Source organism: Aeromonas sp. YN13HZO-058 (assembly GCF_001921245.1).
GTDB lineage: Bacteria > Pseudomonadota > Gammaproteobacteria > Enterobacterales > Aeromonadaceae > Aeromonas > Aeromonas allosaccharophila.
The window spans coordinates 34,112-58,305 of record NZ_MQSY01000018.1; the positions used below are offsets into that span (position 1 = coordinate 34,112).

General features: G+C 61.8%; 20 protein-coding genes. 7 read left to right on the plus strand and 13 right to left on the minus strand.

Translation table 11 applies throughout. The annotated features are described in order from the left end of the window. Positions 1-3: 3 nt before the first annotated feature. Genes BSP75_RS03490 through BSP75_RS03510 form a run of 5 tightly spaced genes read right to left on the minus strand, consistent with a single transcriptional unit; the run spans position 4 to position 5,469 of the window. Positions 4-3,180, minus strand: a complete 3,177-nt coding sequence (locus BSP75_RS03490; RefSeq protein ID WP_075112239.1) for an efflux RND transporter permease subunit — start codon at positions 3,178-3,180, stop codon at positions 4-6. Then, positions 3,173-4,228, minus strand: a complete 1,056-nt coding sequence (locus BSP75_RS03495) for an efflux RND transporter periplasmic adaptor subunit (RefSeq protein WP_075112240.1) — start codon at positions 4,226-4,228, stop codon at positions 3,173-3,175. Before BSP75_RS03495 ends, BSP75_RS03490 begins: the two co-directional genes overlap by 8 nt. Positions 4,229-4,269: 41 nt before the next feature. Next, complete coding sequence (locus BSP75_RS03500; protein ID WP_075112241.1) at positions 4,270-4,728, minus strand: YeeE/YedE family protein; 459 nt, start codon at positions 4,726-4,728, stop codon at positions 4,270-4,272. A 13-nt stretch (positions 4,729-4,741) separates the two neighbouring features. Further along, complete coding sequence (locus BSP75_RS03505) at positions 4,742-5,155, minus strand: YeeE/YedE family protein (RefSeq protein WP_075112242.1); 414 nt, start codon at positions 5,153-5,155, stop codon at positions 4,742-4,744. After that, on the minus strand, positions 5,155-5,469 hold the full coding sequence (locus BSP75_RS03510; RefSeq protein ID WP_005338008.1) for a metalloregulator ArsR/SmtB family transcription factor: 315 nt from the start codon (positions 5,467-5,469) through the stop codon (positions 5,155-5,157). Before BSP75_RS03510 ends, BSP75_RS03505 begins: the two co-directional genes overlap by 1 nt. 87 nt (positions 5,470-5,556) lie before the next feature. Here BSP75_RS03510 and BSP75_RS03515 point away from each other — a divergent pair, with 87 nt between their 5' ends. The 4 genes from BSP75_RS03515 to BSP75_RS03535 all read left to right on the plus strand — a co-directional run bounded on the left by BSP75_RS03515 (position 5,557) and on the right by BSP75_RS03535 (position 8,897). Then, positions 5,557-5,742: a DUF2892 domain-containing protein gene (locus BSP75_RS03515; protein ID WP_075112243.1), complete on the plus strand. Its 186-nt coding sequence runs from the start codon at positions 5,557-5,559 to the stop codon at positions 5,740-5,742. 84 nt (positions 5,743-5,826) lie between these two features. Then, on the plus strand, positions 5,827-7,098 hold the full coding sequence (locus BSP75_RS03520; RefSeq protein WP_075112244.1) for an FAD/NAD(P)-binding oxidoreductase: 1,272 nt from the start codon (positions 5,827-5,829) through the stop codon (positions 7,096-7,098). A 379-nt stretch (positions 7,099-7,477) separates the two neighbouring features. After that, complete coding sequence (locus BSP75_RS03525) at positions 7,478-7,882, plus strand: hypothetical protein (RefSeq protein ID WP_042657035.1); 405 nt, start codon at positions 7,478-7,480, stop codon at positions 7,880-7,882. Between the two features lie 286 nt (positions 7,883-8,168). After that, positions 8,169-8,897, plus strand: coding sequence for an MgtC/SapB family protein (locus BSP75_RS03535; RefSeq protein ID WP_075112246.1), 729 nt, complete (start codon positions 8,169-8,171; stop codon positions 8,895-8,897). A 94-nt stretch (positions 8,898-8,991) separates the two neighbouring features. On the opposite strand, the gene BSP75_RS03540 is transcribed toward BSP75_RS03535, so the two are convergent. The 8 genes from BSP75_RS03540 to grpE all read right to left on the minus strand — a co-directional run bounded on the left by BSP75_RS03540 (position 8,992) and on the right by grpE (position 19,781). Then, entirely contained in the window at positions 8,992-10,002 is a 1,011-nt protein-coding gene (locus BSP75_RS03540; RefSeq protein WP_075112247.1) for a LacI family DNA-binding transcriptional regulator, read from the minus strand. 27 nt (positions 10,003-10,029) lie between these two features. Beyond that, positions 10,030-11,445 (minus strand): sucrose-6-phosphate hydrolase, encoded by a 1,416-nt coding sequence (locus tag BSP75_RS03545; protein ID WP_075112248.1) that lies wholly within the window; start codon positions 11,443-11,445, stop codon positions 10,030-10,032. Next, positions 11,445-12,809, minus strand: coding sequence for a sucrose-specific PTS transporter subunit IIBC (locus BSP75_RS03550; RefSeq protein ID WP_075112249.1), 1,365 nt, complete (start codon positions 12,807-12,809; stop codon positions 11,445-11,447). The genes BSP75_RS03545 and BSP75_RS03550 overlap by 1 nt, the downstream gene beginning before the upstream one ends. 83 nt (positions 12,810-12,892) lie before the next feature. Beyond that, the gene (locus BSP75_RS03555; RefSeq protein ID WP_075112257.1) at positions 12,893-13,849 is read right to left on the minus strand and encodes an aminoimidazole riboside kinase; all 957 of its coding nucleotides are present in this window, start codon (positions 13,847-13,849) and stop codon (positions 12,893-12,895) included. A 115-nt stretch (positions 13,850-13,964) separates the two neighbouring features. After that, positions 13,965-15,470, minus strand: a complete 1,506-nt coding sequence (locus BSP75_RS03560; protein WP_148140604.1) for a carbohydrate porin — start codon at positions 15,468-15,470, stop codon at positions 13,965-13,967. Between the two features lie 264 nt (positions 15,471-15,734). Further along, on the minus strand, positions 15,735-16,877 hold the full coding sequence (gene dnaJ / locus BSP75_RS03565; RefSeq protein WP_033136595.1) for a molecular chaperone DnaJ: 1,143 nt from the start codon (positions 16,875-16,877) through the stop codon (positions 15,735-15,737). Between the two features lie 101 nt (positions 16,878-16,978). After that, positions 16,979-18,907: a molecular chaperone DnaK gene (dnaK, locus tag BSP75_RS03570; RefSeq protein ID WP_042058174.1), complete on the minus strand. Its 1,929-nt coding sequence runs from the start codon at positions 18,905-18,907 to the stop codon at positions 16,979-16,981. A gap of 298 nt (positions 18,908-19,205) precedes the next feature. Beyond that, positions 19,206-19,781 carry a nucleotide exchange factor GrpE gene (grpE, locus tag BSP75_RS03575; protein WP_042058176.1) on the minus strand — a complete coding sequence of 192 codons (576 nt, stop codon included), beginning with the start codon at positions 19,779-19,781 and terminating at the stop codon, positions 19,206-19,208. A 292-nt stretch (positions 19,782-20,073) separates the two neighbouring features. On the opposite strand from grpE, the gene nadK reads away from it, so the two are divergent. The 3 genes from nadK to BSP75_RS03595 all read left to right on the plus strand — a co-directional run bounded on the left by nadK (position 20,074) and on the right by BSP75_RS03595 (position 24,095). Beyond that, complete coding sequence (gene nadK, locus BSP75_RS03580) at positions 20,074-20,958, plus strand: NAD(+) kinase (protein ID WP_005338038.1); 885 nt, start codon at positions 20,074-20,076, stop codon at positions 20,956-20,958. A 253-nt stretch (positions 20,959-21,211) separates the two neighbouring features. Further along, entirely contained in the window at positions 21,212-22,876 is a 1,665-nt protein-coding gene (recN, locus tag BSP75_RS03585; RefSeq protein ID WP_075112250.1) for a DNA repair protein RecN, read from the plus strand. 328 nt (positions 22,877-23,204) lie between these two features. Next, complete coding sequence (locus BSP75_RS03595; protein ID WP_005344277.1) at positions 23,205-24,095, plus strand: manganese-dependent inorganic pyrophosphatase; 891 nt, start codon at positions 23,205-23,207, stop codon at positions 24,093-24,095. Positions 24,096-24,194: the final 99 nt, after the last annotated feature.

Genomic DNA, 24,194 nt, shown 5'->3' on the forward strand with positions numbered 1-24,194 from the left:
CCGTCATGAGCGTCGGGAGAGCAGGGCATAATAGAGCAAGGGTATCACCACCAAGGTGAGCAAGGTGGAGACCAGGATCCCGAAAATCAGGCTGATGGCCAGTCCGTTGAAGATGGGATCATCGAGGATAAACAGGGCCCCGATCATCGCCGCCAGCGCCGTCAGCATGATGGGTTTGGCCCGCACCTGCGCCGCTTCGATCACCGCCTGCTCGAATGCCACTCCGGCGCTGCGCTGCTGCTCGATAAAGTCCACCAGCAGGATGCTGTTGCGTACGATGATCCCGGCCAGGGCGATCATCCCGATCATCGAGGTGGCAGTAAACTGGGCCCCCAACAGGGCGTGGCCCGGCATCACCCCGATGAGGGTGAGCGGAATGGGAGCCATGATGATGAGCGGCACCAGATAGGAGCGGAACTGGGCCACCACCAGCAGGTAGATGAGGATCATCCCCACCCCGTAGGCGATACCCATGTCGCGGAAGGTCTCGTAGGTGATCTTCCACTCCCCGTCCCACAACAGCGCCACCTCACCCAGCTTGTCGGGCTGCTGCACGTAATACTGGGGCAGCGAGATGTCGGCACCGGCGGCGAACATGCCGTAGAGCGGGCTGTCGGTATGACCGCCCATATCGGCCACCACCATCACCATGGGCTGCATGTTCTTGTGCATGATATAGCTGGGGGCCAGCTCATCACGGCGACTCACCAGCTCGGAGACCCGGATGAGCTGGCCGTTCTGGCTGCGCACCTTGAGCGCCAGCACACCCGCCAGATCCCGCTTGTCACCGGGGGCCAGCTCGATGCGCACTGGCACCGGATACTTGGCGCCATGACCCTGTAGCCAGCTGGCATCCTGATAGCCCACGCCGCCGTTGAGGGTGTTCACCAGTACCCCGAGATCGACCCCGAGCAGGGCAGCCTTGCTGCGATCCACCACCAGTCGCCACTTGGGCTGCGGGTCGGTCAGATAGATATCCACGTCCACCAGATCCGCGGTGGCCACAAAACGGGCCTGTACGGCGCGCGACGCAGCTTCACGGGCAGCTGGCGTCGGGCCATAGATTTCAGCAACGATGGGTGACCAGACCGGCGGGCCAGGCGGCACCTCCACCACCTTTAGGTTGCCCCCTGCCGCACTGGCGATGGCCTGCAGCGGTGCCCGAACCGACTGGGCAATCTGGTGACTGCTGCGATCCCGCTCATGCTTGTCCACCAGATTGACCTGAATATCCCCCACGTTGGCGCCGCTGCGGATAAAGTAGTGGCGCACCAGGCCATTGAAGTTGATGGGGGCGGCGGTACCGGCGTAGATCTGGTAATCCTTCACCTCCTCCACCTTGGCAAGCTCCCGCCCGACCGCCAGCAGGGTACGCTCGGTCTGCTCCAGGGTCGCCCCCTCCGGCATATCGAGCACCAGCTGGAATTCCGACTTGTTGTCAAAGGGGAGCATCTTGAGCACCACCCACTGCACCACCGGCATGGCGGTGGCGGCCCCGACCAGCAGCAACACCACCAGCCAGAGCTTGCGTCTGGCCTTCTTAGCGCCATCACCGATCAGAAAAGGGGTCATCAGCCGGTGAAAGAGACCAGCCTTAGTCTCGCCGTCGGCAGCCTGCACCTCCCCCTTGAGCAAATGGCTCGCCAACCAGGGGGAGAAGATAAAGGCCACCAGCAGGGAGAGCAGCATCCCCATGCTGGCATTGATGGGGATGGGGCTCATGTAGGGGCCCATCAGGCCGCTAACAAAGGCCATCGGCAGCAGGGCCGCGATGACGGTCAGGGTCGCCAGTATGGTCGGCCCCCCCACCTCGTCCACCGCCCCCGGAATGAGATCCTTGAGCGACCCCCTGCCCAAACCGCGATGGCGGTGGATGTTCTCCACCACCACGATGGCGTCATCCACCAGAATGCCGATGGAGAAGATCAGCGCAAACAGCGACACCCTGTTGAGGGTAAAACCCCACGCCCAGCTGGCAAAAAGGGTCAGCGCCAGGGTGATGACGATGGCCACCCCCACCACCAGCGCCTCGCGCCAGCCCATGCTCACCAGCACCAGCAGCACCACCGCCGTGGTGGCAAAAATCAGCTTGCCGATGAGAGTGTTGGATTTGGTCTCGGCGGTAACGCCGTAGTCCCGGGTCACCGTCACCTCGACGCCAGTCGGAATGAGTCGATTTTTGAGGCTCTCGACCCGCGCCTCCACCCGCTTGGCCACATCGACCGCGTTCTGACCCGGCTGCTTGCCGATGGCCAGCGTCACCGCCGGATAACTGGCCTGCCCCAGCCCCATCCAGCTGCGCTTGGTCGGGGTCTCCTGACCCAGAGAGACCCTGGCCACCTCCCCCAGATAGACCGGCTTGCCGTCGTGCAGCCCCACCAACAGCTCGCGGGCCTCCTGCTCGCTTTGCAGAAACTGCCCCACCTGCACCTTGATCTCACTGTTGTCTTGCTCGATGGCCTGTGTCGGGCCCGCCTGATTGGCGGCGGCAAGTCGCTGGCTCAGCTCACCCCAGCTGATGCCGTGGGCGCTGAGGGCCGCCGGATCCGGCATCACCCGCAGCACGGCGCTCTGGCTGCCCAGAGTGTAGATATCGCGAGTACCGGGAATGCGCTTGAGTTCGGTCTCCAGCTCATGGGCGACCCGGGTCAGCTCGGGGGCGCCCAGTTGCTTGCTCCCCTCTTTGTTCCACTCTTTGCTCCATAAGGTCAAACTGACGATGGGGACATCATCGATCCCCCGGGGTTTTACCAGTGGCTGACCGACTCCGATCCCCTGTGGCAACCAGTCGCGGTTGGAGTCGAGCTGGTTGTTGAGATCGACAATGGCCTGCTCGCGGCTCACCCCCACCTTGAACACCACCACCAGCAGGGCACCATCGGGTTGGGAAAAAGAGTAGAGGGTATCAATGCCCTTTATCTGGGAGACCACCTGCTCGGCAGGAGTAGTAACGAGAGAGGCCACTTCAGCCGGAGTGGCTCCCGGGAAGGGAATGTAGACATCGGCGAAGGTGACATCGATCTGCGGCTCCTCCTCCTTGGGGGTCACCAGCACTGCAAACAGACCGAGCAACAGCCCCACCAGCGCCAGCAGCGGGGTGATGGCCGAGCCCTGAAACAGCGCAGCCAGCCGACCGGCAGGCCCCAGCCTCTCCTTGTTGCCGTTCAGCTCGCTACTCATGGGCCACCTCCTGCTGCTGCGCCCAGCCATCGGGAGCCAGCTTGTCACCGGCTTGCAGCCCGGCCAGGATCTCGCACTGCCCTTCAAAGCAATGGCCGACCCGCACCGGCGTCAGGGCCCAGCCAGCAGGCTGCTGCAGATAGACGCCGTTGAACTCCCCTTGCCGCAGCAGGGCGCGATCCGGCACCTGCAACACCTGACGTTCACCCTGTTTGAGCTGCACCTTGAGCCACATGCCGGGCAATACCCCGGCGGTTTGCGGCGGCAAGTCGAGGCGCAACCTGAAGGCGTGGCTCTGGCTGTCGGCATAGTTGAAGCGGGTCAATTTGACCGGGGTAACAGACTTGCCATCCGGCAGCAGCACCTGCACATCCGCAGGCTCACGAGCCAGCGTCAGGGCGGATTGGGGCAACTCCACCTCCACCCGCAAGGTGTCGAGGGAGAAGCCGGAGAGCAGCGGGGTACCGGGGGCCACCGTCTCCCCCAACTCCACCAACCGTTTAGTCACCACCCCGGCGTAGGGGGCCAGAATGCGGGTATAACCGTAAGCCTCGCGGGCCTGAGTGAGGGCCGCATCGGCGGCGTTCACCTCGGCGCGGGCGGCCCGGTCAGTCGCCTGGGCACTGTCGAGCTGGGCGCGAGTGATCACCCCTTTGGTAATCAGCGCCTGAAAGCGGGCGAGCTGACGCTCGGCTTCCACTTGCTGGGCCTGCGCTCGCGCCAGCCGCGCCTCGGCACCCGTGACGGCGGCAAACTGCTCTTTGCCGCTGATCTCCAGCAGCGGCTGCCCCGCCTGCACCTGATCGTTCACATCCACCAGCATACGGGAGACCCGGCCGCTGGTCTGGGCCGCCACCGTCCCCTGATTGATGGCACTGACGGTGCCATCCAGCGTCAGCCAGTCGGTCACCGGCTGTGGCGCCACTGTCAGCAAGGGCTCTGTCAGCGGGGCAATAGGCTCACCTTCTGCGGCAAGAGCCCGGGGGAATGTCATGGCCTGCGATGTCATCACCAGCAAGGTGATCCCCAGCAACCGGATCTTTTCCATCATCACTCTCCTTCCCTGGCATCATCAGTCACTGCACGGGATCAGGCGGTATGAGACTGGCGCACCTTATCCTTTTTCCGAACCAGCACCTTGGCCAACCCTCTATCAAAGAGCAAGATCCCGGCCACCATGGCCGCTATAAACAACATTATCATGGGCTGCCCGCTGGAAATGAGACTCAAGGCTGGCCCCGGGCAGATGCCCACCAATCCCCAGCCGATGCCAAACAGCGCGGCCCCGCCGATCAGGCGGCGATCCAGCCGGGGGGCAGGTACGGCGACGATGGGCTCCCCCAGCACACTCTGGCGACGGGGTTTCACCAGCAGAAAATAACCCGGCATAAAGACCAGCAGAGCCCCTCCCATCACGAAGGCGAGGCTGGGATCCCAGGCCCCGGCCAGATCGAGAAAACCGGTGACCCGGGCGGGATCCACCATGCCGGAGATGGCCATCCCCAGTCCGAACAACACACCCGCAAACAAACTTGTCAGCAACTTCATGGCAATCAGCCCCTTACAGCAGATGATGAGTGACGAAAACGGTGATAAAGCCAGCCGCCATAAAGGTCAGGGTGGCGACGATGGAGCGCAGGGAGAGCCGCCCCATGCCACAGATGCCGTGGCCGCTGGTGCAGCCATTACCAAGACGGGTACCGATGCCGACCAGCAGACCGGCCACCAGCACCACCGGCCAACCGGGCAAGGTGGTAAATGCAGGCATGCTGGCCCAACCCAGGGTCAGCGCCAGCCAGGCGCCAGCACCTAATCCCAGCAAAAACAGCACCCGCCACGGCGCCCGGTGTTGCAAGGCACCGGCCAGAATGCCGCTGATCCCGGCCACCCGGCCGTTGAACAGCATCAGGATCAGAGCCGACAGCCCTGCCAGCATGCCGCCGCCCAAAGAGAGCAGCCATTGGCTTTCCATCATCAAGATTCCTTATTTTCTGAGTGACAAAAATGGGTTTGCAGCGCCCCCAACACATCGGCGGCCGCCTCGCTCACCAGCGAGTAGTAGATCTGCTGGGAGACCTTGCGCGAACGGATCAGGCCGTAGCGCTTCAATACCGAAAGTTGCTGGGAGAAGGCCGACTGCCCGAGCTGGCTGTGGGCCAGCAGCTCCCCGACCCCCTTCTCCCCCTCCACCAGCTGGCAGAGCACCATCAGGCGTTCAGGATGAGCCAACGCCTTGAGCAGGGAGGCGGCGGCTGTCGCATGTCTGTTCATCTCGTCGAATTGGCTCATAAGCGTAAATTAGCAATTGCTGATATTTGCTCTATTGTATAAAACAACACTAAATTAGCAACATCTAAAGTATATAGGGGAAAGACCATGACAGTAGATAACGGCGTCAGAATCGTCGCGGGTTGCATGTTGCTGCTCTCGCTGATCCTTACCGCCTGGGTCCATCCGGGCTTTGTCTGGTTGAGCGCTTTTGTCGGGGTCAACCTGATCCAGAGCGCCTTCACCGGTTTCTGCCCGGCCGCAATGATCCTCAAACGGATGGGGTTCAAATAGACAGAACAGGCGTGAATAGCAGTGTCATAACCGGGTCTGATGACCCGGCTCACACGGCCGTGTAATAAAGGCAGGAGGCTGAACATGGCAACAGTAATCGTCATCGGCGCGGGTCTGGGTGGCATGTCAGCCGCTTACGAACTCAAGGCCGAGCTGGGCAAGCAGCATGAGGTTATCCTCGTCAACGACAAGCCCGACTTTGAATTCAACCCCTCAAACCCCTGGATCGCCGTCCAGTGGCGGGAGCGCAAGGAAATTTCGATCCCCATCGAACCCCATGTGAAGAAGAAGGGGATCCGCTTTATCCATGCCGCCCTGACCGAGCTGCAGCCGGCTGCGCAGCAGCTCACCCTCTCCGATGGCCAGACCCTGCGTTACGACTTTCTGGCGATCTGCACCGGCCCGGCCCTCGCCTTTGACGAGGTGGCAGGGGCTGGCCCCGAATCCGGTGGCACCACCAGCGTCTGTACCCTCTCCCACGCCGAAGAGTGCCGCCACAGTGTCAGCGCACTGGTCGACAAACCCGGCCCGGTGATTGTCGGCGCCATGCCGGGGGCCTCCTGCTTCGGCCCCGCCTACGAGTACGCGTTCATCCTCGATCGCCACCTGCGCGACAAGAAGGTGAGAAAGAATGTACCCATGACCTTTGTCACCAGCGAGCCCTATATCGGCCATCTGGGTCTCAACGGCGTGGGTGACTCCAAAGGGATGCTTGAGAGCGAATTGCGGATGCGCGACGTGCAGTGGATCTGCAATGCCCGCACCGTGGCGGCGCAAGATGGCCAGATGACGGTGGAGGAGCTGGACGATGAGGGCAACCTCAAACGCACGCACACCCTGCCCTACAAACACGCCATGATGCTGCCCGCCTTTGTCGGCATAGCGCCGCTGCGGGACATCGAGGGGCTGGTCAATCCCCGCGGCTTTGTCATCGTCGACGAACACCAGCGCAACCCCGCCTTCCCGCAGATTTACGCCGCCGGTGTCTGCATCGCCATTGCACCGCCGCACAAGACGCCGGTACCAACCGGGGTGCCCAAGACCGGCTACATGATTGAGGCGATGGTGCGCACCCTTAGCCACAACATCAAGGCGGAGCTCAGCGGCCAGCAGCCGGTGACCAAGGCGGTGTGGAATGCCATCTGTCTGGCAGACATGGGGGACACCGGTGCCGCCTTCGTCGCCATGCCGCAGATCCCGCCGCGCAACGTCGCCTGGTTCAAGAAAGGAAAGTGGGTCCATCTGGCCAAGATCGCCTTCGAGAAGTACTTCCTGCACAAGATGCAGGTGGGGGATACCGAGCCCATCTACGAGAAACTGATGCTCAAATACCTCGGCATCGACAAGACTGAATGACCCCGCAGACCCGGCCCTCGCCGGGTCTGCTTTTGGCGGCCCTGCGCGGCAAAACGGGGCTTTCGATTATGTTTCAAGATGTTGCTGCGGGCGGCGCGGGGTTTACCCTGCCTGCCGCCTCGGCTATCATTCAAGCCTCTTATCAATAGCGGAGACCATCAGTGGGCAACTCATCAAGTGACAGATGTCTGCCGACCCTTATCGTCGGCACCCCGGTCGCGAGCTAGCCGCAGATTTCCTCTGCCGCAACTCGCAACCCTGCGAGAAGCGGAAATCCACTCCCCTCTTCTCCCTTTTTACACTTGACGTCTGGCAACCAGTGGCCAACCGCCACGGTCGCCATGCCTGCATAGTTTCTGCTTCCCACAAGGAGGCTGCTATGCGTTTTATCTCAATCAAACCGGCTGCGGATCGCGCGGTCGCAACAGGTTCTGTTGCAACCCGGGCTCACCCCCTGCTGAGCAAGCTCGGCCGTGGCATGTTGCCACGCTGGCTGGGCGGCAAACAGCGTCAGCACCACTACCGGCTGCAGATCCGCTGCGAGGATCGCGCCGATATGGAGCAGGTGCTGGATCTGGTGAACCACACCCTGCAACCGGCGGGGCTGCAACCGATGCAATCGATGAAGCCGGGTCGCGGCGGCGGGCGTGAGCTGGTGCTCAACCTGCAGTGCACCCCGCCCCAGCGACGCTATCTGGTGCAGTTTGTTCATCAGGTCGGGGTGGCACATCCGGTGCGCTGGCAACTGCGCCCGCGCATCGACTGCGATCCCGAACTCAACTGACCGCACACCTGCGTTAACCACAGTGAAAGGGGCCAGCCACGCTGGCCCCCTTGTCGTGAGCAACAGCTTGCTCTGCGGCGGATCGGATAGCCGATACGCCGACCATGCTCGCACCTATGTTCGAACCTATGCTCGCGCCTATGCTCGGCTCGCATCCCGAGCGCCCGAAGGCGGGCGCTCTGTTGTTTTTCTGCTGGCCATCCGCGCAATCATCCCCTGATCCATCCGCCTCCCGGTGTTTCATCATGGATTGCGCCAAGCCAGCACTCATCAGAAGGAGTACGCCATGAAGATGTGGCAACAAATTGACATGATCTCCCTGCTCGACACCCAGGCCAGCCTGCTGCTCGCCTTTGTGCTCGGCAGTCTGGTCGGGCTGGAGCGCCAGTACCGCCAACGTACCGCGGGCCTTCGCACCAACGTGCTGGTCGCCGTGGGGGCCGCCCTGTTCGTCAGTCTGGCCCAGCGCATCTATGACCTGCATGGCGGCAACTACAACGTGGTCCATGTGGTGGCCTATATCGTCTCCGGCATCGGCTTTCTCGGCGCCGGCGTCATCATGCGCGAGTCGGGCAATATCCGCGGTATCAACACTGCCGCCACCCTCTGGGGCGTGGCAGCGGTCGGCGCCGCTTGTGGCGCCGGACTGGCCATGGAGGCAATTCTGGGCGCCCTGTTCGTGCTGGCCGCCAATACCCTGCTGCGCCCGCTGGTCAATCAGATCAACCGCCGCCCGGTGGACAATACCGACACCGAAGTGACCTACAAGGTGACGGCGCTGACCCAGCGTGAACATCAAAAAGAGGTGCTGCACTGGCTGGAAGAGATGCTGGAGCAGGCAAACTACCCCTTGAGCGAACTCGATATCGAGCCGTTCGGAGTGCGGGATCTGGAGATCTCGGCGGTGCTGCTCGCCACCTCCATCGATGGCGACGAGCTGGATGCCCTGATGCAAAAACTGGCCATCCATCCCCATATCAAGCAGGTATTCTGGCGCGCCAGCACCACGGATTGAGCTGCCAGTCAGAGGAATGGCTCCATCCACCAACAGCAAAAAGCCCCGCCAGCAATGGCGGGGCTTTTCATATGGGATGGGCGAAGCGGCGTGGCTAGCGGCGACTGCGCCAGCATACCTTGGGGGTAATCACCTGGGCAGTCTGCGCTGGGGGATTGCCCGCAATCAGCTGCTGCATCAGCTCGAAGGCGGCCCGGGCCAGCGCCGGGCAATCCTGCGCCACCGAGTCGATGCGCATGGGAATGCAGTCGAGCAGGTCGTGATCATCGAAGGTGCACAGCCGCATGCCCGTCTCCATCAGCCCCGCCTCGTTGAGGTAGCGCAGCACCCCCTCCAGCAGGGTAAAGGAGGCGGTAAAGAGCCCCCTGGGGGGCGCCCCCAGCTCGGCCACCAGCTCGGCCATCAGCTGATAGCCGGAACTCGGCTGATAGTCGCGATGGCGCACCCGGGCTGCATCTGCTTCAAAACCGGCGCGATGGAGCCCCAGCTCATACCCCGCCAGCCGGTGACGGCTGGGGGAGAGATCCAGCAGGCCGCCGAAGTAGTAGATCTCCTCGCCGCACTCGCCGGTCATGTCCCGCACCAGCTCGGCGGTGGCCTTGCAGGCATCGGAGATCACCATGGGCAGGCGCGACTCGCCGATATGGCGGTCGAGCTGCACCACCGGCAGGCGGTCGTGAATGCGGGCATAGATGTCATCGCTGTGGCCGCTGGAGGCGACAATCAGCCCATCCACCTGACGGCTGATCAGGTTGTCCACCACCCGCTGCTCGAGGGCGGGATCATCCTCGGAGCAGGCGATCAGCAGCTGGATGCCCGCCTCCCGACAGTGGGCCTCGAGAGCGCGGGCGATGCGGGCAAAACCGAAGTTGGTGAGATCGGGGATCACCAGCCCCCAGGTGTAACTGCGGGTCTCGCGCAGGGAGCGGGCATGAAAGCTCGGCAGGTAGTGACACTCATCCGCCACCGCCTGAATGCGCTTGCGGGTATCGTCGGCAATCCGGTACTCCGCACTCTTCCCGTTGAGCACCAGACTGGCGGTCGCCTTGGACACCCCCGCCAGTTCGGCGATCTGGGCAATCGTGATCCGTTTCTTCTTCTCCACCTGGCCTCCCGGCTGACTAGAACCGGGCTATTGTACTAGGCACGCCGACAGCGGCCAGTGATTGAGGCAAATTTTGCAGCCATCAGCGCCGTTACCTGATGAAAGTTGCGGCTTTTCTCCGGGGAAGTAGCGCGCCGACAGGCTGTGACGACCCTCATCGATGAAACACTCCAGACTGGAGCGATCACACAGGACGGTGATCCGCCCGCCAGCCCATGGGCTGCTGCGGGTCTCCCACGCTCCACTCTGCCAGTTCTGGCGCCGCAGGGTGATGCGCCCCGGCTGCCACACCAGCTCGGCCACGGCGCCGAACCAGAGGCTCCCCTCGCCGCAGAGATCCAGATCGAGCCAGGCCGAGTCGATGGCCAGCCCCGGAAATTCACCGAGCGTCCCCTCGAAACGGGTCTGCTCTCCCTTGAGCGCCGCAAGCTCGGCCACCGGTCGCTGACAGAGCCACTCATCCTGCCAGAACAGCTCCCGCGGGCAGCTCATCTGGTGGATCCAGCCATAGGGGATAGTGGGCTGGCTCATCTCGTTCTCCTCCGGCAGACCCAGCCAGCCAAACAGCAAGCGCCGACCCTGGCTATCCAGAGTGGTCTGGGGGGCATAGAACTCGAAGCCCCGGTCCAGCTCGTGGAAAGCCCCGTGATCGAAGCGCTCGCCGTCGAAGTTGCCCGAAAGCCAGCCGCACTGGTAGAGGTTGCGATAATCCTCCCCTTGGGGCGCTATGCCTTGGGGGCAGCTGATCAGCACATGGCGCTCCCCCAGCGGGAAGAGATCCGGGCACTCCCACATATAGCCAAACGCCCCCAGCCCCCCGCGCCCGCTGCCAGCGATGGGGCCTACCGGCTGCCAACTTTGCAGGGTGTCGCCGCGATAGAGCAGCACTTCGCCCTTGTCATCCAGGGTGCGTGCTCCCAGCACCATCAGCCACTGCTGGCCGTCGTGCCACACCTTGGGGTCGCGCACATGGCCGCTGTAGCCTTGCGGCAGATCCAGCACGGGGCCAAGCTTGGCAAAACAACCCTCACCGTCGGCGCGGGCCAGACACTGATAGGCGGTGCGGCTGCCATCCGGGAATTTGACGTTGCCGGTGTAGATGAGGGTCAAGCGCCCCTGCTCATCGCTCACCGCCGAGCCGGAATAGCAGCCGTGACTCTCATAGGCCTCGGTGGGCAGAAGCGCCACCGGCTCGTGCTGCCAGTGCAGCAGATCGGTGGAAGTGACGTGCCCCCACCCCTTGTTGCGGTGCTCGCAGCCGAGCGGATTCCACTGGTAGAAGAGGTGGTAACATCCGTCGTGCTCGATAAAACCGTTGGGATCGTTGAGCAGCCCCACCGGGGCTGCCAGATGCCAGCGGGGCCGATGGGGATCAGCCGCCGCCTTGAGCTGTCCGGCCAGCAACGACCGGACAATCTGGTTGAGAAGATCGCTTTCCTTCATCACTCCACCTTGTACTTGAGCAAGCTGGAGGCGGCGAAGGCGGTGCCAAAGGCGATCACCAGCCCGATGATGTAGTGAATGAGGCTCATGGGCTGGACGATGGCCATGCCGGGAATACCGGTCAGCCCCACCGCCGTCATCCCCACCTTGGCCGCCACCACGTAGGCGCCGCCGCAGGCCCCGCCAAACAGACCGGCGAGGAAGGGTTTGATGTAGCGCAGGTTCACCCCGAAGATCGCCGCTTCGGTGATACCCAGCAGACAGGACATGGCAGCCGGCACTGTGATCGCCTTGATCTTCACATCACGGGTCTTGAAGTAGACCGCGAGGCAAGCCCCGCCCTGCGCCACGTTGGCCATAGCCCAGATGGGCAGCAGGAAATTGACGCCAATTTGCGGATTGGCCAGCAACCCAGCCTCGATGGCGTGGAAGCTGTGATGAATGCCGGTGATGACGATCAGCGAATAGGTGCCGCCAAACACCAGCCCCGCCAACCAACCCGCCTGCTCATAGAGGGCACTCAGACCGAACGAGATGCCATCCCCCAGCACCCGACCCGCCGGGCCGATAAAGAGCAGCGCCACGAAACCGGTGATGATGACGGTGAGAAACGGCGTGAGGATCAGATCCAGTGCATCCGGAATACGCTTGCGCAGCTGTTTCTCCAGATGGGACATGAACCAGACCGCCAGCAGCACCGGGAAGACGGTGCCCTGATAGCCGATCATCGCCACATCCAGCCCGAAGAAATCCATGGTCTTGAAGCCACCGGCCACGCCCCAGGCGTTGGTCAGCGCCGGGTGGGTGAGGATGCCGCCAAGGGTCGCCCCGAGGTACGGATTGCCGCCAAACTCACGCGCCGCCGTAAAGCCGATCAGAATGGGCAATATGATAAAGGCCGCCGAGCTGAACATGTCGAGCATCACAAACAGGGCGCTGTCGGCATTGACCCAACCGTAGGTGCGCACCATGCCGAGCAGCCCCATCAGCAGGCCCGAGGCGACGATGGCCGGAATGATCGGCACGAAGATGTTGGAGAGGGTTCGCGCCAGCCGCTGGGCCACGTTGAGTTTGGCCGCCGCCATGTCGGTCAGCTCCGCCTTGCTGGCGGTGCCGGTACCGGTCAGCGCCACAAACTCCGCATAGACCTTGTTGACCAAGCCGGTGCCGAAGATCACCTGGATTTGGCCCGCGTTGCTAAAGCACCCCTTGACCCCCTCCAGCTTGTCGATGGCGGCCTTGTTTACCTTGCTGTCATCGGCCAGCACCAACCGCAGCCGGGTGGCGCAGTGGGCGGCACTGACGATGTTCTCCTTGCCCCCGAGCAGGGGCACCAGATCCTTGGCTATCGCACTGATATTCATATTCTTCCTCTTATGACCCGCCACGCTGGCGGGCCCTTGTCACATGAGAGTAGGGGCTGTCGAGCCGGGCTTCTAGCCGCAGATCAACAGCCGCTTGTGCCTGATCGCAAAAATTTATCCAGTTCGCTGCGGGTCGGCAGCGCCGTCATCGCCCCCTTGGCAGTGGTGGCGAGCGCCCCGCAGCCGTGAGCCTGCGCCAGGATGGCGGGCAGCTCGGCCAGCGTTGGCAGCGACGAACGTCCGGCCAGCGCCGCCAGCAGCCCGGCGACAAAGGCATCCCCCGCCCCCGTGGTGTCGAGCGGAGTCACTTTCTGCCCCACCCACTCCAGCAGTTCGCCACCCAAACGGGCCACCACACCGGCCGCCCCCCGGGTCACCAGCACCAACGCGGGACCAGAGAGCGTCGCGAGCCCGGCGACCAGTTCATCCTCGCCGCTCAGCAGTTGCAGCTCCTCCACCGAGAGCTTGACCACATCCGCCAGCACGATGGCTTCGCGTACCAGCGGCAGCATCTCGGCCGGGTTGCCCCACACCTCGGGGCGCAGGTTGGGGTCGAAGCAGACCCGCCCGCCTGCCACCTTGATGGCCGCCATGGCCTGCAGGCAGCTGGTGCGCACCGGTTCGTTGGCGAGCGCGATGGAGCAAGTGAGCAGCCACTGACCGGCATCGAAGCGGGGCAACTCATTTGGGGTGAGGAACTGGTCGGCACTGGGGCGCACCATAAAGGTGAAGCTGCGCTCCCCCTCGTCATCCAGTGCCACCAGCACGGTAGAGGTGCGATGGTCAGGATCGAGCCGCAGCGCACCGATATCCACCCCCTCCCCGCTCAGGGTCTCGGCCATAAAGCGGCCAAACGGATCACCGCCGACCCGGCCGATAAAGGCCGCATCGCCACCCAGCCGTGCCACGCCAACTGCCACATTGGCAGGCGCGCCACCCGGACACTTGAGGTAGTGCAATGCCCCTTCCGGGATCAAGTCCACCACCGCATCCCCCATTACCCACACACGATTCGTCACCTTGCTACTCCACTGCTGCATCGGATCCACGGTCAAACCCGGACTCTGTTCTGTTGGCTGGCATTATCAGCTAAACCGTTTTAGCCAGCCAACAGATCTCGGCACCGGCTGCCATTTTTGTGATCGGGATAACGAACTAGAACCAGGTTTCCATCTGCACGCCAAAGTTCCACTCGCCACCAGCGGTGAAGTTGCTCTGGCCCATGGCATCGTCGCTGGCGTAGTTGTCGAGCTCGGAGGACCAGTCCATCCAGGTGGCAAATACCCGCAGCTCGGGGCGTTCGAAGAAACCGGCGGTCTGCGCCTTGAAGGTGGGGGCGAAGGTGAGCTTGGTGAAGTTGCCGTTCACCGCCTGCCGACCCTTGTAACCCTTGGGGTCGAGATCCATGTATTGCCAGGCTGCCTCGTAGACCAGCTCGACGTTCTGGCTCAGCACCTGCGCCACCCGGGTATTAAAGGTGAGCCAGCGGTACTCGTCCCCTTTCACGTAGCGATCCTGACTCTGCTCGGCCAGCAGGGCCGGGGCAAAACGCCAGCGGGGCCCAAGATCGGTGGCGCCAAACACGGCGACCCGCACTGCATCGGCATCCGGCAGCAGCTCGCTGTCAGAGCCCAGCCCCTTGAGCTCGGCCCCCAGCCCATGACCGTAAAGCACCGCCGCTTTGGCAAAACCGGGGTTGATACCGAAGAAGCTCTCGCCGTGGTAGGCCAGCAGGGTGTGGGCCCCCTTGTCCGCCGCCTCGCTGCCCGCCCCCTTGTCATTGATGCGGGCGTCATTGTCCTTGGCCGAGAGACCGTTCACCATCCACTGCCAGTTGCCGACGCGGTTGTTCATGGTGAGGATGTAGCTCTCGATATCGGAGAGACCGCTGGCGCTGATGTCGCCGTAATCGCGGCCATAGAGAGAGAAGTTTGCCTTCCAGCTGTCGGCCAGCTGCACGTCGTAGACGCCGCCGCCGGTACCGGCCAGGAACACCACGTCGGAGTCGAGCCAGTGGATGTCAAAGTTGTCGCGATCAAAGCGCTTGCCCGCCCACAGCACCGCATTCTTGAACGGGCCGTCGAAGCTCGCCAGATTGCCGATCTCGGCAAACACCTGACGGGTATTGAGGCTCGAATCGCTGGCGGTCCAGTCGTTGCTGGTCTCCACCCCGTCTGCCAGCATCAGCTTGTAGCGGGCCCAGCTGCCATCCTCGAAGGTCTGGGTTTTCAGCAGGTTGGCCTCCATGTAGGTGTCATCCTCGTTGCCAAGGCGGCCGACAGCCCCGCCCACCGAACCGGCGGGGGTGAGGTAGGGGCCGCCGCGCCCGCCGTTGCCATTGCTGTTGACCAACAGGCCCGAACGGGCATAGCCGTGAAACTCGAAGCCCTGGGCACCGGCGGTCTTCTCATCCACCTTCTGGCTACGGCTGTCGGCCACCTGCGCCTGCTCGCTGGCGGCGCTCGCCTTCACCTCGGCCTGATCGGCACGGATCTCTGCCGCCTCGGCTCTCGCTTCGGCCGCCTGTACCCGCGCCTCCAGCGCCGCCAGTCTGGCCTCGACACTCTCACCTGCGACACTCGCCTGCGCCGCCCATAGCGGGTTGCTCATCCCCAGTCCCAGCGCTACCGCCAGCGCCAACTTGCTCTTGAACATCATCATCTTCCTCACCTGTCATCTGTAGCCCGAACGGGCGCTGTTGTTATCGACGACGAGAGCATAGCTAAACCGCTTTAGCTAACTCAATATGACAACTAAACCGTTTCAGCAACAGTGTGAGCGGGATAACATTTGTACAGCAGGAATTGGCGGGAGTTGTGAGGAGGATCCCTCATCAGGATCCACTCAATAGGGCGGATCCTGGCTAAACGGCGGGCAAAAAAAGAGCCGGCACAAGGCCGGCTCTGTTTATTCGGGTGGCTGAAATCAGCTGGTCAGATCGTCGAAGAAGCGTTTCACCCCTTCGAAGAAGCCTTCCGATTTCGGCTTGTGGGTCTTGGCAGCGGCACCGCTGAACGACTCGTCCAGCTGGCGCAACAGCTCTTTCTGCTGTTCGGTGAGGTTGACCGGAGTCTCGATCACCACCTTGCACATCAGATCCCCCACCTGACCGGATCGCACGGACTTCACGCCCTTGCCGCGCATGCGGAACATCTTGCCGGTCTGGGTCTCCGGAGTGACCTTGAGCTTGACGCGGCCATCCAGGGTCGGCACTTCAATCTCGCCACCGAGGGCAGCAGCGGTGAAGCTGATGGGCACTTCGCAGTAGAGGTTGTTGCCATCACGCACGAAGATCTCGTGCTCTTTGACATGTACCTGTACGTAGAGATCCCCTGCCGGAGCCCCTGCTTCCCCCGCTTCCCCTTCGCCGGAGAGACGGATGCGATCGCCGGTATCGACGCCCGCCGGAATTTTCACCGACAGGGTCTTGGTGCGCTGGTAGCGACCTTCACCGTGGCACTTGCGGCACGGATCCTTGATGATCTTGCCACGACCGTGACAGTGCGGGCACGCCTGCTGCACCGCGAAGAAGCCCTGACGCATCTGCACCTGGCCGGAGCCGTGGCAGGTCGGGCAGGTCTGGGCACTGCTGCCGGTGTGGGCACCGGAGCCGTTACAGACTTCGCAGTGAACCAGGGTCGGCACCTTGATCTCCTTGGAGACCCCGCGTACCGCCTCTTCCAGCGTCAGCTCCATGGTGTAACGCAGGTCGGAGCCACGGGCCGGGCCACGACGGGCACCACCACGGCCACCGCCGAAGATGTCACCGAATACGTCACCAAACATGTCGGCGAAGTCGGCATTGCCGCCAAAGCCACCGTGGCCACCGCCACCCTGGCTCGGGTCAACACCGGCATGGCCGTACTGATCGTATCGGGCACGCAGGTTGGCATCGGTCAGGACCTCGTAGGCTTCCTTGACCTCTTTGAACTTCTCTTCGGATGCGGCATCACCCTGGTTACGGTCCGGGTGATACTTCATGGCCAGGCGCTTGTACGCCTTCTTGATCTCGCGATCGTCGGCATCTTTCGCCACACCCAGTACTTCGTAGAAATCGCGCTTCGACATACTCATCCTGTGGTTACGCAGACGGGCGTTGGTTACCCAACGCCCGTGAATTCATTGACCAAGCCGATGGGCGAAGCGGACTTCGCCCATCTGGGTAGGGCTTACTTCTTGTCGTCTTTCACTTCTTCGAACTCGGCGTCGACTACATCGTCGTCAGCCTTGGCAGAAGAGGAGGACTGACCGGCATCAGCACCGGCTGCGCCCTGGGCCTGAGCCTGCTGCTGGGCAATTTCCATCAGCTTCTGGGACGCTTCCAGCAGAGCCTGCTGTTTGGCTTCGATGGCAGCCTTGTCGTCACCCTTGAGGGCCGCTTCCAGCTCGCTTACCGCAGCTTCGATCTTGCTCTTCTCGTCGGCAGGCAGGGCTTCACCGGCTTCGGTGATTTGCTTGCGGACGGAGTGGACCAGACCATCAGCCTGGTTGCGGGCATGCACCAGCTCTTCAAACTTCTTGTCCTCGGCCGCGTTGGCTTCGGCTTCGCGTACCATGCGCTCGATCTCGTCATCAGACAGACCAGAGGAGGCCTGGATGGTGATCTTCTGCTCTTTGTTGGTCTCTTTGTCTTTCGCAGAGACGTGCAGGATACCGTTGGCATCGATGTCGAAGGTTACTTCGATCTGCGGCAGACCGCGCGGTGCCGGACGGATGCCTTCCAGGTTGAACTGGCCCAGAGACTTATTGTCGCTGGCGCGCTTGCGCTCACCCTGCAGCACGTGAATGGTCACGGCAGACTGGTTGTCTTCGGCAGTGGAGAACACCTGGGACTTCTTGGTCGGGATGGTGGTGTTCTTCTCGATCAGCGCAGTCATCACGCTACCCATGGTTTCGATACCCAGGGAGAGCGGGGTGACGTCCAGCAGCAGTACGTCGGTCTTGTCACCGGACAGTACGGCCCCCTGGATGGCAGCACCCATGGCCACGGCTTCGTCCGGGTTGACGTCTTTACGCGGCTCTTTGCCAAAGAACTCGGCAACAGTCTTCTGAACCAGTGGCATACGGGTCTGACCACCGACCAGGATCACGTCGTCGATCTCGCCAACTGCCAGACCGGAGTCTTTCAGGGCGACACGAACCGGCTCCAGAGAGTCCTTCACCATGTCTTCTACCAGGGATTCCAGCTTGGCGCGGGTCACCTTGATGTTCATGTGCTTCGGACCGGTGGCATCTGCAGTGATGTACGGCAGGTTGACGTCGGTCTGCTGGGCAGAAGAGAGCTCGATCTTGGCTTTCTCGGCGGCATCTTTCAGACGCTGCAGCGCCAGCTGGTCGTTACGCAGGTCGATGCCTTGCTCACGCTTGAACTCGTCGACCAGATAGTTGATGACGCGGTTGTCGAAGTCTTCACCACCCAGGTGGGTGTTACCGTTGGTCGCCAGTACTTCGAAGGTGGTTTCGCCTTCCACTTCGTCGATCTCGATGATGGAGATATCGAAAGTACCGCCACCCAGGTCATATACAGCAACCTTGCGCTCGCCCTTGACCTTGTTCACGCCGTAAGCGAAAGCAGCTGCAGTCGGTTCGTTGATGATGCGTTTTACATCCAGACCGGCGATGCGACCGGCATCCTTGGTCGCCTGACGCTGGGCGTCGTTGAAGTAGGCCGGAACAGTGATGACTGCTTCGGTTACCGGCTCACCCAGGTAGTCTTCGGCGGTCTTCTTCATCTTTTTCAGCACTTCGGCAGAGATCTGCGGCGGTGCCATTTTCTTGCCCTTCACTTCAACCCAAGCATCGCCGTTGTCAGCTTTGGCGATGGCGTACGGCATGATTTTCAGGTCACGCTGCACTTCTTCATCTTCAAAACGACGACCGATCAGACGCTTGATGGCGAACAGGGTGTTTTTCGGGTTGGTGATGGCCTGACGCTTGGCCGGCTGACCAACCAGGATCTCGCCATCATCGGCATAGGCAATGATGGACGGAGTAGTACGATCGCCTTCTGCGTTCTCGATCACGCGAGCAGTGTCGCCATCCAGAATAGCGACGCAGGAGTTGGTAGTACCCAGGTCAATACCGATGATTTTACCCATTTGACGAATCTCCAAATACTTTGAATAAACTGGCGAGGAACTCGCCTTAATGCGTTAACGGCTAGGTGGGGGCTGCCAATCTGGCTTTCAAGCTCCCGGCATCAAATTTTTTGTGCCGCCGCGGCCTTGTACCCTATATGGGGTCGCCAGACGCAGCTTCAAGCCCCAACCCTAAAAAACCACACCCTTTGTCATGGTTGTGCGGTCACGTTGAGCCGTGAAACCGGGCACCATGAGCGGGTGCTGCACTGCGAAACAAAAAGCCCGCCACGAGGCGGGCTCGGGTACCCACAGCCAATCAGTCGACCGCTTTGGCGATCATCACCATGGCCGGACGGATCACCCGACCGTTGAGGTCGTAGCCCTTCTGCATCACGGCAATGACGGTATTCGGGGCCACATCGGCACTCGGCACCATGCTCATCGCCTGATGGGCGTTGGGGTCAAACGGCTGGTTGAGCGGGTCGAGCGCCACCAGACCGAACTTGGCCACGCCGCTCTGCATGGATTTCAGGGTCAGCTCGACACCTTCGATCATCGGCTTGAGGGCTTCGTTCTCCTTGTCGGCCAGTTCGATGGCGCGCTCAAGGTTATCCAGCACCGGCAGCAGTTCGCCTGCGAACTTCTCCAGAGCGAATTTGTGCGCCTTCTCGACATCCAGCTCGGTACGACGGCGCAGGTTCTCCATTTCGGCGGCGGTACGCAGGGCGCGTTCACGCTCTTCCGCCGCTTTTTGGATGGCGGTTTCCAGCTGCGCTTCCAGTTCGGCAATGCGGGCCTGCTCGGCTGTCACTTCACTGTCTACATCGGTCGGCTCGACTGGCTGGACTTCCACTTGCTCCATCGCTTCAACCTTTTGCTCTTCGTGGTTCATGACATCTCCAATTCCGGGGTTACTTATGAGGGCCCTGACGTCAGGTTGAGCGACCGGACGACAACAGACCGACTATGTTGGCGCTATTATGGGGATGCATCCCCGGCTTTCAAGGGGTAAAAGGCCAATCAGGGTGGATGATCTGCCGCAAGCGGCTGTTTCTTGGCGTTGCCGCTCACCCTTTAGCCAGCTGACTCAAGGGGATAGCAGCCCCCGTCACACGGGAGAGCGTCACAAGCGGGGCAAAGCACTGTATACTGGCCCGCAATACTCATCCTAGACCCGACAGACAATGGATTCTCCGTTCAAAACCATCGCCCTGATTGGCAAACCCCACCATGAAGGGGCCAACCAGACGCTGACCGGCCTGCATCAATACCTGACCGCCCGCGGTTTTCGGGTACTGGTGGAGAGCCGGGTCGCCCAGACCCTGAGCATCCTCGATGAAAACGTGATGGACTTGGTGCAGCTCGGCCAGCAGGCCGATCTCGCCATCGTGGTCGGCGGTGACGGCAATATGCTGGGGGCGGCGCGGGTGCTGTCGCGCTTCGACGTGGCAGTGATCGGGGTCAACCGGGGCAACCTCGGCTTTCTGACCGACCTTTCGCCGCAGGATTATCTGCTGCCGCTGGAGCAGGTGCTCTCCGGTCACTACAAGAGCGAACACCGCTTCCTACTGGAGGCCTCGGTCTATCGCCACGGCGAGCGCAAGTCGAGCAATCTGGCGGTCAACGAGGCTGTGTTGCACCCGGGCAAGATCGCCCACATGATCGAGTTCGAGGTCTATATCGATGGCAGCTTTATGTATAGCCAGCGTTCGGACGGCATCATAGTGGCCACCCCGACCGGCTCAACCGCCTACTCCCTGTCAGCGGGCGGCGCCATCCTCACCCCCAAGCTCAACGCCATCACGCTGGTGCCCATGTTCCCGCATACCCTCAGCAGTCGTCCCATCGTGCTCGATGCCGACAGCGAAGTGCGGCTGCTGGTTTCGCCTGACAATCAGGACGATGCAATGCAGGTCAGCTGTGACGGCCAGGTGACGCTGGCGGTCCACCCGGGGGACGAGATCCTCATCAAGAAGAGCCACCACCAGCTTCATCTGGTGCATCCGCTCGACTACAGCTACTTCCACGTGCTGCGCAACAAGCTCGGCTGGGGCAGCAAGCTGTTTTAATCGGCGCTGACCGACAACGGCATTGCCAGAGAAGGGCGCCTGAATTGGCGTCCTTCTCTTTTCTTTCGTGGCAACATTACCCTCTGCACTCCATATCCGTACCGCGCGCCAATGGTCAGTAGCGCATTCTCATATCGACACCGCACTGGCGCACCTTTCCTGTGTTAAAAATGGCGGCGCCCTCTTTACTGTATATAAGACCAGTATATACTGGATGCATACACAGTAATGTTGACCTATACAGGATGAGACCATGCTGACCCAGCTGACCGTCAACAACTTCGCCATCGTCAAGTTTCTCGAACTCGATCTGCAACCTGGCATGACCTGCATCACAGGTGAGACCGGCGCCGGTAAATCCATCGCCATTGACGCCCTCGGTCTCTGCCTCGGAGAGCGGGCCGAAGCGGGCATGGTGCGACCCGATAGCGACAAAAGCGAGGTCAGCGCCCGCTTCCTGCTGGACAACAACCCGGCCGCCCGTGCCTGGCTCGCCACCAACGAGCTGGAAAACGAAGGTGAGTGCATCGTGCGGCGAGTCATCTCCGCCGAGGGTCGCTCCCGCAGCTATATCAACGGCGTGCCCGTCCCCCTCACCCAACTCAAGAATCTGGGCCAGCTGCTGGTCAACGTGCACGGTCAGCATGCCCACCAGATGCTGCTTAAACCCGACTACCAGCTTGCCCTGCTCGACGGCTATGCCGGTCACCATCTGCTGCTTGACGAGGTGCGTCAGCACTATCAGCAGTGGCGTCAACTGCAGAACGAATTGAACCGGCTCAAGGCCGAGCAGCAGCAGCGAGAGGCCCGCCGTCAGCTGATCGAGTATCAAGTGCAGGAGCTGGACGAATTTGCCCTGCAGCCGGGGGAGTTTGAAGAGATAGAGGAGGAGCACCAGCGTCTCGCCAACGGCACCGAGTTGATGCAGGAGTGCGGCGCCTGCCTCGATCTGCTCTATGACAACGAAGAGACCACCATCGCCGGCCTGCTGCAATCGGCCGTCGATCGGGCAGAAGGGCTGGTCAGCATGGACAACCGCCTCACCCCGGTACTGGAGATGCTGAACGAAGCCCTGATCGGGGTGCAGGAGAGCCACAGCGAACTGCGCAGCTACCTCGATCGGCTGGAGCTGGATCCCGAACGTTTCAACGAGCTGGAGGCCCGCCTCTCCAAGGCGATCAATCTGGCCCGCAAGCACCATGTCAAACCGGCAGATCTGGCCCAGTATCATCAGGAGCTGGCCTCGGATCTCGCCCGCCTCAATTCCGACGAGGAGCGGCTAGAGGGGATGGAAGATGAGCTGGCCGAGGCCCGTCAGGCGTTTGTCCAAGCCGCCGAAGCCCTGAGTCAGAGCCGTCAGCGCTATGCCCAGGAGCTGGGCGCCAAGGTGACCAGCAGCATGCATGAGCTGGCGATGCCGGATGGCCGCTTTGCCATCGAGGTACGCCCCGATGCCCAGAGCAGCCTGTCCCCGCTGGGTATCGATCGGGTGGAGTTCATGGTCACCACCAACCCGGGCCAACCGATCCAGCCGCTTGGCAAGGTGGCCTCAGGGGGTGAATTGTCGCGCATCAGCCTCGCCATCGTGGTGATCAGCGCCCGCAAGATCTCCACCCCGACCCTGATTTTCGATGAGGTGGATGTGGGGATCAGCGGCCCGACTGCCGCCGTGGTGGGTCGCCTGCTACGTCAGCTCGGCGAGTCCACTCAGGTGATGGTGGTCACTCACTTGCCTCAGGTGGCAGGCAACGGCCACCAGCATATGGTGGTGAGCAAGCATACCGATGGCAAAACCACCGAAACCCAAATGAGTGCCCTTGATGAGACTGCCCGTCTCAATGAATTGGCACGCCTGCTCGGTGGCGACCAGATCACCGACAACACCCTGGCCAACGCCCGCGAGCTGCTGCGTCGCTGACTCAGGCCATAAAGCCCATTTGCAGCGATGGCGACTGATAGAACTGACCAAATATGCTGACTGCGCTGGCACAGGCGAGAACCATTGCCTGCACAGTCAGCAATAGCCAATAGCCAATAGCCAATAGCCAATAGCCAATAGCCAATAGCCAATAGCCAATAGCCAACTGTGAGAACCGAACTCGCGTCAGGATTACCGACCCAGATCAATAAAATGGCGAGTTAGGCGAAGCTGGCAGCAACATGGGCGTGGATCCGGTTGCCTTCATGTGGCGGATTTCGCATAGTGTTGCCCCCCTTTATGGGTATCCAATTGTGAGGCTTTGTCTATGATCCACGTTTTTGGTCACAAGAATCCTGATAGCGACAGTATCTGCAGTGCGCTGGTTATCACCGACTGGCTCAATGGCCAGGGCCGTCAGGCCACCCCATGGCGTCTGGGTGACCTGCGCACCGAAACCCGTTTTATTCTGGAGCAGGCTGGCGTCAGCGAACCCGAGTTGCTGACCAAAGATCTGACCGGTGAAGATGTCTGGCTGGTGGATTTCAGTGATCTGGAACAGGGCCCTGCCACACTGGCACAAGCCAATGTACTGGGTCTGGTGGATCACCACCGTCTCGGCACCCTGGTCACCCAGTCTCCGCTGGATGCCTGGATCCGTGCCGTCGGCTGCACCTGCACCATCGCCTTCGATCTGCTGAGTCAGCAAGGTACCGTGACCCGCAGCCAGGCTCGCCTGATGCTGGGAGCCATCATGAGCGACACACTCTGTCTCACCTCGCCGACCACCACCGAGCAGGATAAGATCGCTTGTGAGCGTCTGGCTCCGCTGGCCGAAGTATCACTGGCCGAGTTCGGCCAACAGCTGCTGATGGCGAAAACCGACCTGAGCGGCCTGACTCCAGCTCAACTGCTGCAGCAAGATGAGAAAGCGTTCCAGGCGGAAGGTTGCAGCTTCATCATGAGCCAGATCGAAGTGGGCAGCGAGCAGCAGCTGGCCGAGCACCTGCCAGCCCTGCAGCAGGAGATGGCCCAGCGCGTGGCGAGCGAAGGGCTCGACTTCTTCGTGCTGATGGTGACTGACCTGACGGCTGCCGCCAGCCGCATCTACTTTACTGCGCACCCGAAAGTACCGGCAGAATCCAGCTACCACCCGGGCTTTGTCAGCCGCAAGAAGCAGGGCCTGCCCTGGGTGATGGATCTGCTGGCCAAGGCCTGATCCTCACGCTCCATAATCCATGCCAAAGCCCTGCCCCTGCGCAGGGCTTTTTCATCGCCACCGCCAGCCGTACTCCCCATCCTCTTGCTAAGCATCTTG

What these genes read in the sequence shown, in the direction of transcription:
- BSP75_RS03490 (WP_075112239.1), bottom strand. Translation starts at nt 3,180, where the DNA reads ATGAGTAGCGAGCTGAACGGCAACAAGGAGAGGCTGGGGCCTGCCGGT.
- BSP75_RS03495 (WP_075112240.1), bottom strand. Translation starts at nt 4,228, where the DNA reads ATGGAAAAGATCCGGTTGCTGGGGATCACCTTGCTGGTGATGACATCG.
- BSP75_RS03500 (WP_075112241.1), bottom strand. Translation starts at nt 4,728, where the DNA reads ATGAAGTTGCTGACAAGTTTGTTTGCGGGTGTGTTGTTCGGACTGGGG.
- BSP75_RS03505 (WP_075112242.1), bottom strand. Translation starts at nt 5,155, where the DNA reads ATGATGGAAAGCCAATGGCTGCTCTCTTTGGGCGGCGGCATGCTGGCA.
- BSP75_RS03510 (WP_005338008.1), bottom strand. Translation starts at nt 5,469, where the DNA reads ATGAGCCAATTCGACGAGATGAACAGACATGCGACAGCCGCCGCCTCC.
- BSP75_RS03515 (WP_075112243.1), top strand. Translation starts at nt 5,557, where the DNA reads ATGACAGTAGATAACGGCGTCAGAATCGTCGCGGGTTGCATGTTGCTG.
- BSP75_RS03520 (WP_075112244.1), top strand. Translation starts at nt 5,827, where the DNA reads ATGGCAACAGTAATCGTCATCGGCGCGGGTCTGGGTGGCATGTCAGCC.
- BSP75_RS03525 (WP_042657035.1), top strand. Translation starts at nt 7,478, where the DNA reads ATGCGTTTTATCTCAATCAAACCGGCTGCGGATCGCGCGGTCGCAACA.
- BSP75_RS03535 (WP_075112246.1), top strand. Translation starts at nt 8,169, where the DNA reads ATGAAGATGTGGCAACAAATTGACATGATCTCCCTGCTCGACACCCAG.
- BSP75_RS03545 (WP_075112248.1), bottom strand. Translation starts at nt 11,445, where the DNA reads ATGAAGGAAAGCGATCTTCTCAACCAGATTGTCCGGTCGTTGCTGGCC.
- BSP75_RS03550 (WP_075112249.1), bottom strand. Translation starts at nt 12,809, where the DNA reads ATGAATATCAGTGCGATAGCCAAGGATCTGGTGCCCCTGCTCGGGGGC.
- BSP75_RS03555 (WP_075112257.1), bottom strand. Translation starts at nt 13,849, where the DNA reads ATGCAGCAGTGGAGTAGCAAGGTGACGAATCGTGTGTGGGTAATGGGG.
- BSP75_RS03560 (WP_148140604.1), bottom strand. Translation starts at nt 15,470, where the DNA reads ATGATGATGTTCAAGAGCAAGTTGGCGCTGGCGGTAGCGCTGGGACTG.
- dnaJ (WP_033136595.1), bottom strand. Translation starts at nt 16,877, where the DNA reads ATGTCGAAGCGCGATTTCTACGAAGTACTGGGTGTGGCGAAAGATGCC.
- dnaK (WP_042058174.1), bottom strand. Translation starts at nt 18,907, where the DNA reads ATGGGTAAAATCATCGGTATTGACCTGGGTACTACCAACTCCTGCGTC.
- grpE (WP_042058176.1), bottom strand. Translation starts at nt 19,781, where the DNA reads ATGAACCACGAAGAGCAAAAGGTTGAAGCGATGGAGCAAGTGGAAGTC.
- nadK (WP_005338038.1), top strand. Translation starts at nt 20,074, where the DNA reads ATGGATTCTCCGTTCAAAACCATCGCCCTGATTGGCAAACCCCACCAT.
- recN (WP_075112250.1), top strand. Translation starts at nt 21,212, where the DNA reads ATGCTGACCCAGCTGACCGTCAACAACTTCGCCATCGTCAAGTTTCTC.
- BSP75_RS03595 (WP_005344277.1), top strand. Translation starts at nt 23,205, where the DNA reads ATGATCCACGTTTTTGGTCACAAGAATCCTGATAGCGACAGTATCTGC.